This is a genomic window from Klebsiella sp. 141203, from assembly GCF_032601985.1.
Classification (GTDB): Bacteria; Pseudomonadota; Gammaproteobacteria; order Enterobacterales; family Enterobacteriaceae; genus Klebsiella; species Klebsiella aerogenes.
The window spans coordinates 1,255,013-1,270,815 of the sequence record NZ_JAQIRL010000001.1 but is presented as its reverse complement, the minus strand read 5'-3'; the positions used below and the strand labels follow the sequence as shown (position 1 = coordinate 1,270,815).

General features: G+C 56.3%; 15 protein-coding genes. 10 read left to right on the top strand and 5 right to left on the bottom strand.

Going from position 1 to position 15,803, the window contains the following annotated elements:
- Positions 1–17 precede the first annotated feature (17 nt).
- Positions 18–1,538, top strand: coding sequence for a galactose/methyl galactoside ABC transporter ATP-binding protein MglA (gene mglA, locus PGR29_RS06115; RefSeq protein WP_316424246.1), 1,521 nt, complete (start codon positions 18–20; stop codon positions 1,536–1,538).
- Between the two features lie 15 nt (positions 1,539–1,553).
- Positions 1,554–2,564, top strand: coding sequence for a galactose/methyl galactoside ABC transporter permease MglC (gene mglC / locus PGR29_RS06110; protein WP_015365713.1), 1,011 nt, complete (start codon positions 1,554–1,556; stop codon positions 2,562–2,564).
- 70 nt (positions 2,565–2,634) lie between these two features.
- Here mglC and sanA read toward each other — a convergent pair whose 3' ends face one another.
- The 5 genes from sanA to PGR29_RS06085 all read right to left on the bottom strand — a co-directional run bounded on the left by sanA (position 2,635) and on the right by PGR29_RS06085 (position 6,641).
- Positions 2,635–3,351 (bottom strand): outer membrane permeability protein SanA, encoded by a 717-nt coding sequence (sanA, locus tag PGR29_RS06105; RefSeq protein ID WP_015365714.1) that lies wholly within the window; start codon positions 3,349–3,351, stop codon positions 2,635–2,637.
- A 169-nt stretch (positions 3,352–3,520) separates the two neighbouring features.
- Complete coding sequence (cdd, locus tag PGR29_RS06100; protein WP_015365716.1) at positions 3,521–4,405, bottom strand: cytidine deaminase; 885 nt, start codon at positions 4,403–4,405, stop codon at positions 3,521–3,523.
- A gap of 127 nt (positions 4,406–4,532) precedes the next feature.
- Positions 4,533–5,228 carry a CidB/LrgB family autolysis modulator gene (locus PGR29_RS06095; protein WP_015365717.1) on the bottom strand — a complete coding sequence of 232 codons (696 nt, stop codon included), beginning with the start codon at positions 5,226–5,228 and terminating at the stop codon, positions 4,533–4,535.
- Positions 5,225–5,623 carry a CidA/LrgA family protein gene (locus tag PGR29_RS06090; RefSeq protein ID WP_020078292.1) on the bottom strand — a complete coding sequence of 133 codons (399 nt, stop codon included), beginning with the start codon at positions 5,621–5,623 and terminating at the stop codon, positions 5,225–5,227. The genes PGR29_RS06095 and PGR29_RS06090 overlap by 4 nt, the downstream gene beginning before the upstream one ends.
- 112 nt (positions 5,624–5,735) lie before the next feature.
- Positions 5,736–6,641: a LysR family transcriptional regulator gene (locus PGR29_RS06085; protein ID WP_316424245.1), complete on the bottom strand. Its 906-nt coding sequence runs from the start codon at positions 6,639–6,641 to the stop codon at positions 5,736–5,738.
- A 127-nt stretch (positions 6,642–6,768) separates the two neighbouring features.
- Here PGR29_RS06085 and mhbT point away from each other — a divergent pair, with 127 nt between their 5' ends.
- The 8 genes from mhbT (at position 6,769) to bglF (ending at position 15,800) form a co-directional block, all read left to right on the top strand.
- A complete protein-coding gene (gene mhbT / locus PGR29_RS06080) occupies positions 6,769–8,127 on the top strand; it encodes a 3-hydroxybenzoate transporter MhbT (RefSeq protein WP_316424244.1) in 1,359 nt (452 codons plus the stop codon).
- An 11-nt stretch (positions 8,128–8,138) separates the two neighbouring features.
- Positions 8,139–9,176: a gentisate 1,2-dioxygenase gene (gtdA, locus tag PGR29_RS06075; RefSeq protein WP_316424242.1), complete on the top strand. Its 1,038-nt coding sequence runs from the start codon at positions 8,139–8,141 to the stop codon at positions 9,174–9,176.
- Positions 9,177–9,193: 17 nt separating this feature from the next.
- The gene (locus PGR29_RS06070) at positions 9,194–9,895 is read left to right on the top strand and encodes a fumarylacetoacetate hydrolase family protein (RefSeq protein WP_316424343.1); all 702 of its coding nucleotides are present in this window, start codon (positions 9,194–9,196) and stop codon (positions 9,893–9,895) included.
- Between the two features lie 8 nt (positions 9,896–9,903).
- Positions 9,904–10,548, top strand: coding sequence for a maleylacetoacetate isomerase (gene maiA, locus PGR29_RS06065; RefSeq protein ID WP_113374367.1), 645 nt, complete (start codon positions 9,904–9,906; stop codon positions 10,546–10,548).
- Between the two features lie 12 nt (positions 10,549–10,560).
- On the top strand, positions 10,561–11,754 hold the full coding sequence (locus tag PGR29_RS06060) for a 3-hydroxybenzoate 6-monooxygenase (RefSeq protein ID WP_047066113.1): 1,194 nt from the start codon (positions 10,561–10,563) through the stop codon (positions 11,752–11,754).
- 74 nt (positions 11,755–11,828) lie between these two features.
- Positions 11,829–12,761, top strand: a complete 933-nt coding sequence (gene dusC / locus PGR29_RS06055) for a tRNA dihydrouridine(16) synthase DusC (RefSeq protein ID WP_316424241.1) — start codon at positions 11,829–11,831, stop codon at positions 12,759–12,761.
- A gap of 209 nt (positions 12,762–12,970) precedes the next feature.
- On the top strand, positions 12,971–13,804 hold the full coding sequence (bglG, locus tag PGR29_RS06050) for a transcriptional antiterminator BglG (protein WP_032712035.1): 834 nt from the start codon (positions 12,971–12,973) through the stop codon (positions 13,802–13,804).
- Positions 13,805–13,832: 28 nt separating this feature from the next.
- Positions 13,833–15,800, top strand: coding sequence for a PTS beta-glucoside transporter subunit IIABC (gene bglF, locus PGR29_RS06045; protein WP_213794387.1), 1,968 nt, complete (start codon positions 13,833–13,835; stop codon positions 15,798–15,800).
- Positions 15,801–15,803 lie beyond the last annotated feature (3 nt).

Below are 15,803 nucleotides of genomic sequence, written 5' to 3'. Positions count from 1 at the left end.
CGCAGCCAGGTATAACTATGGTCAGCAATAATAGCGTACAGTCGGGCGAATATTTGTTGGAAATGAGCGACATCAACAAATCCTTCCCCGGCGTTAAAGCTCTTGATAATGTCAACCTGAAGGTTCGTCCGCACTCTATCCATGCATTAATGGGGGAGAATGGCGCGGGTAAATCGACATTATTAAAATGCTTATTTGGGATCTATCAAAAAGATTCCGGCAGTATTCTTTTTCAGGGAAAAGAGATCGATTTCCATTCGGCGAAAGAAGCGTTGGAAAACGGTATTTCTATGGTGCACCAGGAATTAAACCTGGTACTTCAACGTTCGGTCATGGACAACATGTGGCTGGGACGCTACCCCACCAAAGGCATGTTTGTCGATCAGGATAAAATGTATCGCGATACCAAAGCGATATTTGATGAGCTCGATATTGATATTGATCCGCGCGCTCGCGTGGGAACTTTATCGGTATCTCAGATGCAGATGATTGAAATAGCGAAGGCATTCTCTTATGACGCCAAAATCGTCATTATGGATGAGCCTACCTCATCGCTGACCGAGAAAGAGGTCAATCACCTGTTTAAAATAATCCGCAAGCTGAAAGAGCGTGGCTGCGGTATTGTTTATATCTCCCATAAAATGGAGGAGATATTTCAGCTCTGCGATGAGATTACTATCCTGCGCGATGGTCAGTGGATTGCCACCCAGCCGCTGGAAGGGCTGGATATGGATAAGATCATTGCGATGATGGTTGGCCGTTCGCTGAACCAGCGTTTTCCGAATAAACAAAACAAACCGGGCGAAGTAATCCTTGAAGTTCGTAACCTGACCTCGCTGCGCCAGCCGTCAATTCGCGATGTCTCATTCGATCTGCATAAAGGTGAAATCCTCGGCATTGCCGGACTGGTGGGCGCTAAACGTACCGATATTGTTGAAACGCTGTTTGGCATCCGCGAAAAGGCCAGCGGCACCATTACCCTGCATGGCAAAAAAATTAATAACCATAGCGCTAACGAGGCGATAAACCACGGCTTTGCGCTGGTGACCGAAGAGCGTCGCTCGACGGGAATTTATGCTTACCTCGATATTGGTTTTAACTCGCTGATATCAAATATCAAGAAGTATAAAAACAAGGTCGGCCTGCTGGATAATTCGCGGATGAAAAGCGATACCCAATGGGTTATCGATTCCATGCGGGTTAAAACCCCGGGCCATCAAACGCAAATCGGTTCGCTTTCCGGTGGTAACCAGCAGAAGGTGATTATCGGCCGTTGGTTATTAACCCAGCCGGAAATATTAATGCTTGATGAACCGACCCGCGGAATTGACGTCGGCGCGAAATTTGAAATTTACCAGCTGATTGCTGAACTGGCCAAAAAAGATAAAGGCATCATTATTATCTCTTCTGAAATGCCGGAGCTGCTGGGAATTACCGACCGTATTCTGGTTATGAGTAACGGGCTGGTTGCTGGAATTGTTGAGACCAAAACCACGACGCAAAATGAAATTCTGCGTCTTGCATCATTGCACCTTTGAGATCAGGGGCTTTCCATGAGTGCGTTAAATAAAAAGAGTTTCCTCACTTACCTGAAAGAGGGTGGGATTTACGTTGTCCTTTTGGTCTTGCTGGCCATTATTATTTTCCAGGACCCGACCTTCTTAAGTTTGCTGAACTTAAGTAACATCCTGACGCAATCCTCGGTACGTATTATCATCGCGCTCGGCGTCGCCGGGCTGATTGTCACCCAGGGGACCGACCTTTCCGCCGGACGTCAGGTGGGTTTGGCGGCGGTGGTAGCGGCTACCATGCTGCAGGCGGTGGATAACGCCAACAAGGTGTTCCCGGAGATGGCGACCATGCCGATTCCGTTGGTGATTCTGCTGGTCTGCGCGATCGGCGCGGTGATTGGCTTGATTAACGGTATCGTCATTGCCTATCTCAACGTGACGCCGTTTATCACTACCCTGGGTACGATGATCATCGTTTACGGTATCAACTCCCTGTACTACGACTTTGTCGGCGCGTCGCCTATTTCCGGTTTCGACAGCCACTTCTCGCAGTTTGCCCAGGGCTTTGTCGCTTTAGGTTCATTCCGCCTGTCGTACATTACTTTCTACGCGCTGATCGCTATCTTCTTCGTGTGGATCCTGTGGAATAAAACCCGTTTCGGTAAAAACATCTTCGCTATCGGCGGCAACCCGGAAGCGGCGCGTGTCTCCGGTGTTAACGTGGCGCTGAACCTGCTCATGATTTATGCCCTGTCCGGGGTGTTTTACGCCTTCGGCGGGCTGCTGGAAGCCGGACGTATCGGTTCGGCGACCAACAACCTCGGCTTTATGTACGAACTGGATGCGATTGCCGCCTGCGTGGTGGGGGGCGTTTCCTTCAGCGGCGGCGTGGGTACGGTTTTCGGCGTGGTGACCGGGGTTATTATCTTTACCGTCATCAACTATGGTCTGACCTACATCGGCGTCAATCCGTACTGGCAGTACATTATTAAAGGGGCGATTATCATCTTCGCCGTGGCGCTGGATTCACTGAAATACGCGCGCAAGAAATAAGATTGAACGCATCAAAAACCCGCGCCTGGCGCGGGTTTTTTTATACCTCAAATCGACGAAACGACGGCGGCTATTTTTCTTTCTGTAGCTCCAGTAACTGCTCGGGCGTGACCGCCGGGTAGGATTGCGCATCCTCCGGAACTTCATGCTGCTGCGCCGGGATGGGGATCAGCGGCCCGAGGAAACGCGGCTCGCGTTTGAAGATATAGAGATCCGCCAGCGCGCCAAACCGGGCGCCAAACTCGCGCAGACGCACGGTCCACATATCCTTCGGCGAAGGCACCGCATAGCACTGCGCCTGAATCCCCATATGCAGGGCGATAAACAATGCACGCTCGCAGTGGAAGCGCTGGGTGATAATAATAAAATCATTGGTATCGAACACTTTGCGGGTGCGCACGATCGAATCGAGGGTGCGGAAACCGGCGTAGTCCAGCACGATATCCGCCGGATCGACGCCGGCTTTGATCAGATCCCGGCGCATGGTCATCGGTTCGTTATAGCTTTGCAGGGCGTTGTCACCGCTTAACAGCAGATAATTAACCTTACCGCTATTATAGGCGTTGAGCGCGCCCTGGATCCGGTAACGATAATACTGATTGATCACGCCGGTGCGATAATATTTGGCAGTACCCAACACCACGCCAACCTGGCGGTAGGGGAGATCCTGCAGCTCATCGTAAATATAGGGCGCGGTTTTCCAGCTCATCCAGCGGTCAAGACCCAGCACGGTCAACAGCAGCAGGCCGAGCAGGACTAACAGGCTGTATAACACACGCTTTAACATGAACTTGACTCAATGGTGGACGAGGGAAGCTTCAGGCTACTTTACCCGCCGGGTAAGCGCAAGAAACCATCGTTTAATTGCGGGGATTTTCAGCAATATGGCAGATTACCGAATCCAGGCCGGAGAAGCCAAAGGCGCATCCGGCAATCTGCTCAGGCTAGCAGGCTGATTAACCTAACAGCACGCGGTCGATATTCTGACAGCCTAACGCTTTCAGGGTTGCGACGGTCGCATCCCACTGGATAAGCGATGCATCGGCTTTCTCGGCCAGCAGCGCGCGCTGGATATCCGGATAGTCGTAACCGTTAAGGCTCAGCAGGTTCAGCGCGCCCTGCAGCGGCGGTAGCGTCGGATTGAACGCCGCGTTTTCCGCGTAGCTGCCGCAGAAAATGGTGCCGTCTTTCAGCTCCAGCGCCACGCCGGAAGGGGAGTTGCTGTACGGCGCGTGGCAGCGGTTCGCCGCCTGAATAGCCGCCTGCGTGAGCGCATCGCCGCTGAGAGGGAAGCCGTGATCCTGCTCATCCATCAACAGAGTTTTGATTTCCAGATCTTTCGGGCCAAAGGCGTCCGGCAGATAGTGCTGCAGGGAGTGCGCTTCGCGACCCGGCAGATGAATGCGCAGCGCCAGACCGCTGTTCAGTTCATTCATAAACTGGCGGCAGTGGCCGCAAGGCGTGTAGTTGACGGTAATGGCGCGCAGGGATTTTTCGCCGCGTAGCCAGGCGTGGCTGATGGCGCTCTGTTCCGCGTGGACGGTCTGTTGCATGGTGGCGCCGAGGAATTCCATGTTGCCGCCGAAGTACCAGCGACCGCTCACGCCGCGGGCGATAGCGCCAACGTTAAAGTGAGAAAGATCGGCGCGGGCGCAGGCGGCGGCAAGCGGCAGTAGCGCAAAGGCCAGCGCGTCTTCATCCAAACCTGTTGCTTGTTGTAGCGTCGCCACCTGATCGGCTTCGAGCAGCGCCGGGAAGTGCGGGTCTGCGAGCATCGGGGCGATGGCCGCCTGCAGGTCTGCCGCCAGATTAGTCAAAGCAGCTTGAAAACGAGAGTGCATAGCGTTGCCTCATAACAATGTAATGGGAAGCTAGTGTACGGGCCCGCACGGGACCCATATGTGACATGGGTCTCATTGTTTATGCAACGATAACTTGTTGCATTTATAAATGTGATATAAATCACATTTATCCGACAACAGCGACGATCACCGGGAACAGAAAAGGCGCGACCAGCGAGGTAATAATTCCGCACAGTACCAGCGCCAGAGAGCTAAACGCCCCTTCCTGGTAGTCCAGTTCGGCGCAACGCGCGGTGCCGAGGGCGTGCGAGGCGGTACCCATCGACAGGCCGCGGGATGCTTTAGTATGAATACGCATGGCGTTAAGCAGCGTATGGCCGAACACCGCGCCGAGGATCCCAACGAAAATGACGCACACGGCGCTAATCGCTGGAATACCGCCAATACTGCCGCTGACCGCCATGGCAATTGGCGTGGTGACGGATTTTGGCATGATGGAAGCGGCGATTTGCGGGGTGGCGCCCATCAGCAGAGCGACGGTAGTACCGGTGATCATCGCCACGCAGCTACCGATAAAGCAGATGGTGATGATGGATTTCCAACGCGCGCGGATCTGGTGCAGTTGCTCATACAGCGGAAAGGCCAGCGCGACCACCGCCGGCTGCAGCAGATCGTTAAGGATTTTGCTGCCGGCAAAATAGCGTTCATAAGAAATACCGGTGACCAGCAGAAAAGGAATAATGACCACCATGGCGACCAGCAGCGGGTTGAGCAGCGGAAATTTAAACCGCGCCGCCAGCTTGCGGGCAAGGAAAAAGACAATCAGCGTTAACGGTAGCGACCACCACATTTCATGGATCATTTTTTACTTCCTTTTTGCCCGATGATTTTGCGTTCACCGTGGACCAGATGCGAGCTCCAGCTCACCACCAAAAAGACTAATAAAGTACTGACGGCGCAGGAGACCGCCACCGGGCCCAGCTGCGCGCGCAGCAAATCCCAGTACTGCATTACGCCAACGCCGATAGGCACGAACAGCAGCGCCATGTAGCGAATCAGAATGTTGCAGCCGGGGTTGACCCACTGCGGCGGCATAATTTGCAGCGCCAGCAGCACGAACAAAATCAGCATGCCGATAATGCTGCCGGGGATGGTGATGGGCAGCAGCCCGGCGATAAAAATGCCTGCATACAAGCAGGCGTAAATCAGGACGAAAGCTCGCACATACTGCCAGATAATATTCAGCGACTTACTCATGGTAATAACCCTTGATGAACTGCCATTCATCATACAATTAAACCCTGAAATGTGCTACCGATCACATCATGAATTCTACGCATCGTCAGCATAGAAAATGGGAACAGCGGCCTTATTCTGCGAGGTAGTGCAGAAAACGAGTGAGCGCCAGCGACGGTACTTCGCTTTTGCGCCAGAACACCCCAACGCTACCTTTTTGTTCAATACGCGGCAAATTCAGAATCGTCAGCTGCCGATGTTCGGCGTAATGCTGCGCCAGCCGCAAAGAAAGAATAGAGATCATATCGCTGCTTTGCAGCAAATTGTTGGTGACATTCATTGAGGCTGACTCGATAGTATTCTCCGGCAGCATGACGCCGTTATCGACCAGCGCGTTATCAATGCTCTGACGAATGGGCGTGCCGGTGGGCCAGACTATCCAGCGCCAGACGGCGAGATCCGCCCAGCTCAAACGCGGCATGCTAGCCAGCGGATGGTCCGGACGGGCGACGAAGCACACCGGTTCGGTATACAGCACACGATAGTTGAGCGGCAGTTCCAGCGCGCGGCCGCCAACACGTCCGACGACCACATCGACCACGCCGGAGAGCAGGTCGTGCAGCAGCGGGGTCATCACTTTTTCTTCGATATTCAGATGCAGGGTCGGCATCTCTTTAAGCAGGGCGAGGATGGCCTGCGCCACGCAGTCTGTCGCCACCGGCGAGCAGCCGATCATCAGGCTGCCGACCAGCCCACCTTGTTTAAAGCGCTCAATCTCATACTGCGAGCGCGACATGTCGTTGATTAGCCGCTGGGCGTGCTGGAGCAGCAGTTTGCCGCCTTCCGAAGGGCGCAGGCCCTTACTGTGGCGCTCAAAGAGCGGCATGCCGACTTCTTCTTCAAATTGCGTCAGCCACTTAGAGAGTGCGGGCTGGGTAATATTCATCATTTTCGCGACCTGCGTGAGATTGCCTTGCTCACCCAGCGCCACCAGCATTTTCAAATGCTGCAGCTTCAACTTTTGCGTCCAGTTCGCCATCAGCCGATAACCTCCAGGTTATGTCTATGCCCGAAAAGCCATTGTACATTTCATCGCCATGGTTACAAAATCGCAACATAAAAGAAATAAATACAACATCTACCCTGACCTGCACTGAGGCATCATTATGGCTCAACGACGTGAACTACAGACGTTACTTAACGCAGCGCCGGTTGGCGCCCTGCAGTGGCGTGTGATTATCTGCTGTTTTCTGGTGGTCATGCTTGATGGTTTCGACACCGCCGCCATTGGTTTTATCGCCCCCGATATCCGCGTTCACTGGCAATTGAGCGCCAGCGACCTCGCGCCGCTGTTTGGCGCCGGGCTATTGGGATTGACCGCCGGGGCGCTGCTCTGCGGCCCGCTTTCCGACCGCTTCGGTCGTAAACGGGTGATTGAGTTCTGCGTCGCGCTGTTTGGCTTATTTAGCCTGCTCTCCGCATTCTCGACGAATCTTGAGATGCTGGTTATCCTGCGTTTCCTCACCGGTCTGGGATTGGGCGGGGCGATGCCCAACACCATCACCATGACCTCGGAATATCTGCCCGCCCGCCGCCGCGGCGCGTTAGTTACCCTGATGTTCTGCGGCTTCACGCTGGGTTCGGCGCTGGGCGGCGTGGTGAGCGCCCAACTGGTGGCGCATATCGGCTGGCACGGCATTCTGGCCTTAGGCGGGATCCTGCCGCTGCTGCTGGCCGTCGCGCTGCTGTGGGCGCTGCCGGAGTCGCCGCGCTGGCAGGTGCGTCGCGGACTGCCGCAGGCGACTATCGCCAGAACCGTCAGCGCTATCACCGGCGAGCGCTATCCCGAGACCCATTTCTGGCTGGATGAACCGGCGGCCGGGCCGAAAGGCAGCATTAGCCAGCTGTTTGCCGGCCGACAACTGGCGATCACCTTGATGCTCTGGGTGGTGTTCTTTATGAGCCTGCTGATTATCTATTTACTCTCCAGCTGGATGCCGACGCTGCTTAACCATCGTGGTATCGATTTGCAGCACGCTTCGTGGGTGACCGCCGCGTTTCAGGTGGGCGGCACGCTTGGCGCACTGTTGCTCGGCATCCTGATGGACCGTTTCAATCCCTTCCTTGTGCTGGCGCTGAGTTACTGCCTGGGGGCGTTGTGCATCGTGATGATCGGTTTAAGCGAAAACGGTTTGTGGCTGATGGCGCTGGCGATTTTCGGCACCGGCATTGGCGTGAGTGGTTCGCAGGTAGGCCTGAATGCGCTGACCGCCACGCTTTACCCTACTCAGAGCCGCGCGACCGGGGTCAGCTGGTCCAATGCCGTAGGCCGCTGCGGCGCCATCGTGGGTTCGCTCTCCGGCGGCATGATGATGGCGATGAATCTCTCTTTCGACACGCTGTTTTACGTTATAGCGGTACCGGCGGCGATCGGCGCGGTGATGCTCATCATGCTGATGCTGGCGGTTCGCCGTCCTGGATCTGTACCCGACGCGCTGCCCTCTGCCGGTATCGCGAATAAATGAGGAGAACAATAATGACGCCATCTACTCCGCAATCGAACCGCGAACGCCAGCAGTTCTACCAGCATATTGCCGGGCAGAATCTGACGCCGCTGTGGGAATCGCTGCACCACCTGGTGCCGCAAACGCCGAATGCCAACTGCGCCCCGGCGTACTGGAACTATCAGGAAATTCGCCCGCTGCTGCTGGAAAGCGGGCAGTTAATCGGCGCTAAAGAGGCGGTGCGTCGGGTACTGGTGCTGGAGAACCCGCAGCTGCGCGGCCAGTCGTCCATTACCGCGTCGCTGTATGCCGGCCTGCAGCTCATCATGCCGGGCGAGGTGGCGCCGAGCCACCGTCACAACCAGTCGGCGCTGCGCTTTATCGTGGAAGGCCACGGCGCGTTTACCGCCGTCGACGGCGAGCGCACGCCAATGCGCCCCGGCGATTTTATTCTGACTCCGCAGTGGCGCTGGCACGATCACGGCAATCCTGGCGATGAACCGGTGGTCTGGCTCGATGGTCTCGATTTACCGCTGGTCAACTATCTTGGCTGCGGCTTTGCTGAAGATTATCCGCAGGAACAACAGCCAGTGACGCGTAAAGAGGGCGATTACCTGCCGCGCTACGCTGCCAACATGCTGCCGCTGCGCCATCAGGTGGGAAATTCCTCGCCGATTTTTAACTACCGCTACGACCGTAGCCGCGAGGCGCTGCATGACCTGACCCATCTTGGCGAGGCCGACGAATGGGACGGCTACAAGATGCGCTACGTCAACCCGGTCACCGGCGGCTATCCGATGCCCTCGATGGGCGCTTTCCTGCAACTGTTGCCGAAAGGGTTCCGGTCGCGGGTGGCGAAAACCACCGACAGCACCATCTACCACGTAGTGGAAGGTAGCGGCCAGGTGACGATTGGCGAACAAACCTTTGCATTCCAGGCGAAAGACATTTTCGTGGCGCCAACCTGGCACGGCGTATCGTTCAACGCCTGCGAAGAGTGCGTGTTATTTAGCTTCTCGGACCGTCCGGTACAGGAGACCTTAGGCCTGTTCCGCGAAGCGCGTTATTAATAAGAAGGAAAACAATGATGACTCAATACGTTTTTGCCCCCCAGGCGCCGATTAGCATCCCGGTTGTTGGCAGCGATGAGCAATTCCCGGTACGCCGCGTTTACTGCGTTGGCCGTAACTATGCCGCCCACGCCCGTGAAATGGGCTTCGACCCGGATCGCGAACCGCCGTTCTTCTTTTGCAAACCGGCGGATGCGGTTGTGCCGGTCGCAGCTGGCGAAACGCTGGATCTGCCGTATCCGGCGCGGACCGACAACTATCACTACGAGATTGAGCTGGTGGTCGCCATCGGCAAAGCGGGACGCGACATCCCGCTTGAGCAGGCGCAGGAATATATCTGGGGCTATGCCACCGGACTCGATATGACCCGCCGCGACCGCCAGATGGAGATGCGCCAAATGGGGCGCCCGTGGGAAATAGGTAAAGCATTCGATCTTTCCGCTCCTGTCGCGCCGCTGCATAAAGCCGCCGAGGCGCGCGAGGTGAATCAGGCCGGGATCTGGCTGCAGGTGAACGGTGAAGATCATCAGCGTAGCGATATACGCCACCTCATCTGGTCAGTAAATGAAACCATCAGCTATCTCTCGGGCTTTTTTGAACTGCAGCCCGGCGATCTGATTTTCACCGGCACGCCGGAGGGCGTCGGCGCGGTGGTGAAGGGCGATGTGATTACCGGCAACGTAGACGGACTGACGCCTATCGCCGTTCGCGTGGTGTGAGGTGAACAATGAAGCTGTACAGTTTTTTTAATAGCTCTGCCTCATACCGGGTGCGCATCGCACTGGCCCTCAAGGGCATCGATTATCAGAGCGTGGGGGTGAATATCCGCATCGGGGCGCAGAATGCGCTGGACTACCGGCGGCTCAATCCGGTGGGGCTGGTGCCGACGCTTATCACCGATGACGGTGAATCGCTGGGCCAGTCGCTGGCGATAGTTGACTGGCTTGACCGCCACTACCCACAAATGCCGCTGCTGCCGCAGGAGGATCCGGCGCGGATGCGGGTGCTGGAGATGGTCTACGCCATCGCCTGCGATATTCATCCGATTAATAACATGCGGGTTTTACGCTACCTTAGCGACGAGTTGAAGGTCAGCGAAGCGGACAAAAAACGCTGGTATGCCCACTGGATCCAGCAGGGGCTCAGCGCGCTGGAGCAACTGCTGCGGCAGGCGAAATCCGGCGCTTACTGCGTCGGCGATAGGCCAACGCTCGCCGACTGTTGCCTGGTGCCGCAGTGGGCTAACGCGCAGCGAATGGGGTGCGATCTGAGCCATTATCCGCGCTGCCAGGCGGTTTACGATGCCTGTACCCGGCTACCGGCGTTTATCGCCGCCGCGCCGGAAAATCAACAAGACAAAATTCCGGCCTAGGGAGGAGGGAAAATGGCGAAAGTGACGCGAGCAATTATTGTCGGCGGCGGCATTGGCGGCGCGGCGACGGCGCTCTCTCTGGCGCGCCAGGGGATCAAAGTGATGCTGCTGGAAAAGGCGCATGAAATCGGCGAAATCGGCGCCGGTATTCAGCTGGGGCCGAATGCGTTTTCAGCGCTGGATAGTCTGGGCGTCGGCGAAGTGGCGCGCCAGCGTGCGGTGTTTACCGACCATATCACGATGATGGATGCGGTGAATGGGGAAGAGGTGGTGCGTATCGAGACCGGGCAGGCCTTCCGTGACCATTTCGGCGGCCCGTATGCGGTGATCCATCGGGTGGACATTCACGCCACCGTCTGGGAAGCCGCGCTGACCCATCCCGGCGTGGAATACCGGACTTCAACTCAGGTGGTGGATATCCGCCAGACCGCCGATGACGTGACGGTCTTTGATGACAAAGGCAATAGCTGGACCGCCGATATTCTGCTGGGCTGTGACGGCGTGAAGTCAGTGGTGCGCCAGAGTCTGCTCGGCGATGCGCCGCGGGTCACCGGCCACGTGGTGTACCGCGCGGTGATCGAGGCGGCCGACATGCCGGAGGACCTGCGGATTAACGCGCCGGTTCTGTGGGCCGGGCCGCATTGTCATCTGGTGCATTATCCGCTGCGCGGCGGCAAACAGTACAACCTGGTGGTCACTTTCCATAGCCGCGAAAGCGAAGAGTGGGGCGTGCGCGACGGTAGCAAAGAAGAGGTGCTTTCTTACTTTAAAGGGATTCATCCCCGCCCGCGGCAGATGCTCGACAAACCAACGTCCTGGCGCCGCTGGTCTACCGCCGACCGCGAGCCGGTTGCAAAGTGGGGTAACGATCGCATTACCCTGGTCGGCGATGCCGCCCACCCGGTGGCGCAGTATATGGCGCAAGGCGCCTGCATGGCGCTGGAGGATGCGGTAACGATAGGTAAAGCGCTGCAGCAGTGCGACGGCGACGCCGCTCGCGCCTTCGCGCTGTACGAGTCGGTGCGTATTCCGCGTACCGCGCGAATTGTCTGGTCAACCCGTGAAATGGGGCGGATTTATCACGCGGCGGGGGTCGAACGGCAGGTACGTAATCTTCTCTGGAAGGGCAAAACGCAGGATGAATTTTACCGCGGTATCGAGTGGCTTTACGGCTGGAAAGAGGATAACTGCCTCGCACCACGCTAAGGTCTGGTATTGAGATCTTTAAACCGACGCACAGAGGCGCTACCATAGCGCCTCTTTTTTTTCCGGGTAACGATATGCGTGTATTACTGGCGCCAATGGAAGGCGTGCTCGATTCGCTGGTGCGCGAGCTGCTGACCGAGGTTAATGATTACGATCTGTGCATCACCGAATTTCTGCGCGTGGTGGACCAACTGCTGCCGGTAAAATCGTTCTACAGACTGTGCCCGGAACTGCACCATCAAAGTCGCACTCCGTCCGGCACCCGCGTGCGCGTGCAATTGTTGGGGCAATACCCGCAATGGCTGGCGGAAAACGCCGCCCGCGCGGTGGAGCTTGGCTCTTGGGGCGTGGATTTAAACTGCGGTTGTCCATCGAAGCTGGTGAACGGCAGCGGCGGTGGCGCAACGTTACTGAAAGATCCCGAACTTATCTATCGCGGGGCGAAAGCCATGCGCGAAGCGGTTCCCGATCACCTGCCGGTGACGGTGAAAGTTCGCCTCGGCTGGGACAGCGGCGAACGGCGCTTCGAAATCGCCGACGCGGTCCAGCAGGCGGGCGCCAGCGAGCTGGTGGTGCATGGCCGCACCAAAGAGGATGGTTACAAAGCTGAACGCATCAACTGGCAGGCCATCGGCGAAATCCGCCAGCGCCTGACTATTCCGGTGGTTGCTAACGGCGAAATCTGGGACTGGCAAAGCGCGCAGGAGTGCATGGCTGCTACCGGCTGTGATTCGGTGATGATTGGCCGCGGCGCGCTCAACGTGCCGAATCTCAGTCGGGTAATCAAATACAATGAACCGCGTATGCCGTGGCCGCAGGTGGTTGAGTTACTTAAAAAATATACCCAGCTGGAAAAGCAGGGGGATACCGGTTTATATCACGTGGCGCGCATTAAGCAGTGGCTGGGCTATTTACGCAAGGAATATACTGAAGCGCTTGGCGTCTTTAATGAAATTCGCACCTTGCAAACCTCAGCAGAGATAGCGCACGCCATTGCTCGTTATTAGATAAGATGTGTTAATCCGTACGCACTTTATTAATTAGCACTCATTCCTGCACGATGCGACGCGAGCTGTATCACGTTTTTATTCCCTCGCGCTTGAGTCGCCGCAAGAAGTTGATACAGTGCAAACGTTGGATTGCTACTGCTTCGGCAGGCGAAACCTGATTACCTGGCATTTGTCGGGGGTCAGGTTTTTTTGTTTCTGGGGTTCATATGCTAATCGCCAAAGTACTTAATAATAACGTGGTGGTAGTGGTCAACGAGCAGCAGCGCGAACAGGTGGTGATGGGGCGAGGGCTGGCCTTTCAAAAGCGCGTGGGCGACTCGTTGGACGAAAGTAAAATTGAAAAAGTCTTCGCCTTACAAAGCGATGAACTGGTTGGCCGCTTAGGCGAATTACTCAGTCAGATACCGTTAGAAGTGATGACCACCTGCGATCGTATCATCGAGCTGGCCCGCGGGCGGTTGGGAAAGTTACAGGAAAGTTTGTACATCACCTTAACTGACCACTGTCACTTTGCCATCGAGCGGCAGAAAAACGGCGTCGCGATTCGCAACGTGCTGCTGTGGGAGATTAAACGGCTGTATCCGAAGGAGTTCGAACTGGGGCAGGAGGCGAGGGCCATCATCGCCCGCCGGCTGGGCGTCGAGCTTGCCGAGGATGAAGCCGGGTTTATCGCTTTGCATCTGGTGACGGCGCAGCTCAACAGCGAAATGCCGGAAGTGATGCACGTGACGCGGGTGATGCAGGAGATCCTGCAACTGGTGAAGTACCAGCTGCAGCTTAACTACGATGAAGAGTCGCTCAGCTACCAGCGCTTTGTGACCCATCTGAAGTTTTTCGCCCAGCGCATGTTAACGCGAACGGTAGTGCAGGATGACGACGTTACGCTGCACAGTGCGGTGAAAGATAACTACGCCAAAGCGTGGAAGTGCGCGGAAACGGTGGCGAAGCACCTGCAAAAGAATTATCAACGGGCGCTGACCACCGAAGAGATTATGTTTCTTGCCATTCATATCGAGCGGGTAAGAAAAGAGGGGCGTTAATTCCCCCACAAAACTGGATTGTTACTGCATGATGCAGGCAAAACCTGAGCGCGACGCCAACCGGCGTGGTTCTCGGGTTTTTTTATTTTTAATACTCAGTCGCCGGTTGTCTGTGGGCAGCGGCAGTAAGGAAAAGAGCATGGAATATAAAGCACTCGCGCAGGATATTCTTCACCGCGTCGGCGGCAAAGAGAATATTGTGAGTCTGGTTCACTGCGCGACACGTCTGCGTTTTAAATTGAAAGATAATGCTAAGGCCGATGCCGAAGGGCTGAAGGCGAACCCCGGCGTGATCATGGTGGTAGAAAGCGGCGGCCAGTTTCAGGTGGTCATCGGTAACCATGTTCACGATGTCTGGCTGGCAGTACGCCAGCAGGCGGGATTAAGCGACGACAGCGAACCGGTGCCGCAGGAGAAAGCGGCGAAAAGCTCGATATTAAGTCAGCTCATCGATATCATTTCCGGCATCTTTACCCCTTTTATTGGCGTAATGGCGGCGACGGGTCTGCTGAAAGGACTGCTGGCGCTGGCGCTAACCTGCGGATGGCTCACGCCGCAACAGGGGACCTATAAAATCTGGTTTGCCGCCAGTGATGCGCTGTTCTTTTTCTTCCCGCTGTTTCTTGGCTACACCGCTGGCAAAAAGTTTGGCGGCAACCCGTTCATCTCAATGGTGATCGGCGGCGCATTAACCCACCCGCTGATGATTCAGGCCTTTGAAGCCAGCCAGACGGGGGCACCAGTGGAACACTTCCTCGGTATACCGGTGACCTATATCAATTATAGCTCCTCGGTGATCCCGATTATCCTCGCCTCCTGGGTCTGCTGCTGGCTGGAACGTAAGAGTAATGCGGTGCTGCCGTCCGCGATGAAGAACTTTTTTACTCCGGCAATCTGTCTTGCGGTGGTTGTGCCGCTGACCTTTCTGGTGATAGGCCCGCTGGCGACCTGGCTGAGCCACATGATTGCCAATGGCTATCAGGTTATCTACGTTTTTGCCCCATGGCTGGCAGGCGCGGTGCTGGGCGCGCTATGGCAGGTATGCGTTATCTTCGGCCTGCACTGGGGGCTGATACCGCTGATGATCAATAACATGACCGTGTTGGGGCATGATTCTATGCTGCCGATCATTCTGCCGGCGGTGATAGCCCAGGTAGGCGCCGTGCTGGGGATACTGCTGGCCACGCGCGATTCGCGTCAGCGGATGCTGGCAGGTTCCGCGTTTTCCGCCGGGCTGTTTGGCATCACTGAGCCTGCCATTTATGGCCTGACCCTTCCGTTACGTCGCCCGTTTATTTTTGGTTGTATCGCCGGCGCGATTGGCGGCGCGATTACCGCCTTCAGTAATAGCTACGCCTATTCCTTTGGGGTGCCGAACATTTTCTTTCCGGCGCAGATGATCCCGCCCGGCGGCATTGATTTTAGCGTGTGGGGGGGATTAATCGGCACCGGCGTGGCTTTCATTCTCGCCTGCGTATTGACCTTCTTCGCCGGCTTGCCGCGCAGCCAGGCGGAACGCGCGGTCGTCGTCGCCTCTGCGGCGGAAAACGATATTCTGGCGCCGATGTCCGGCAGCGTGCTGGCCCTCGATCAGGTGCCGGATAGCACCTTCGCCAGCGGCCTGCTGGGCAAAGGCGTGGCTATTATTCCGGCGGTGGGCAAGGTCATTGCCCCGTTTTCTGGCGAGGTCGCCTCGCTGTTTCAGACTAAACATGCCATCGGCCTGCTGAGCGACAGCGGCATTGAACTATTGATTCACGTCGGTATTGATACCGTCAAACTCGACGGCGTACCGTTTACCGCCCATGTCAAAGAGGGGGATAAAGTTCAGGCCGGCGATTTGCTGCTGGAGTTCGATCGTCAGGCCATTCTGGACGCCGGTTACGACCTGGCGACCCCGATTATTATCAGCAACAGCGATGATTACCGTAGCGTTGAGATGGTGTCCGCGAGCGTCGTGGATGCCGGCCAGCCGCTGTTGTCCGTCAGCCATTAATCA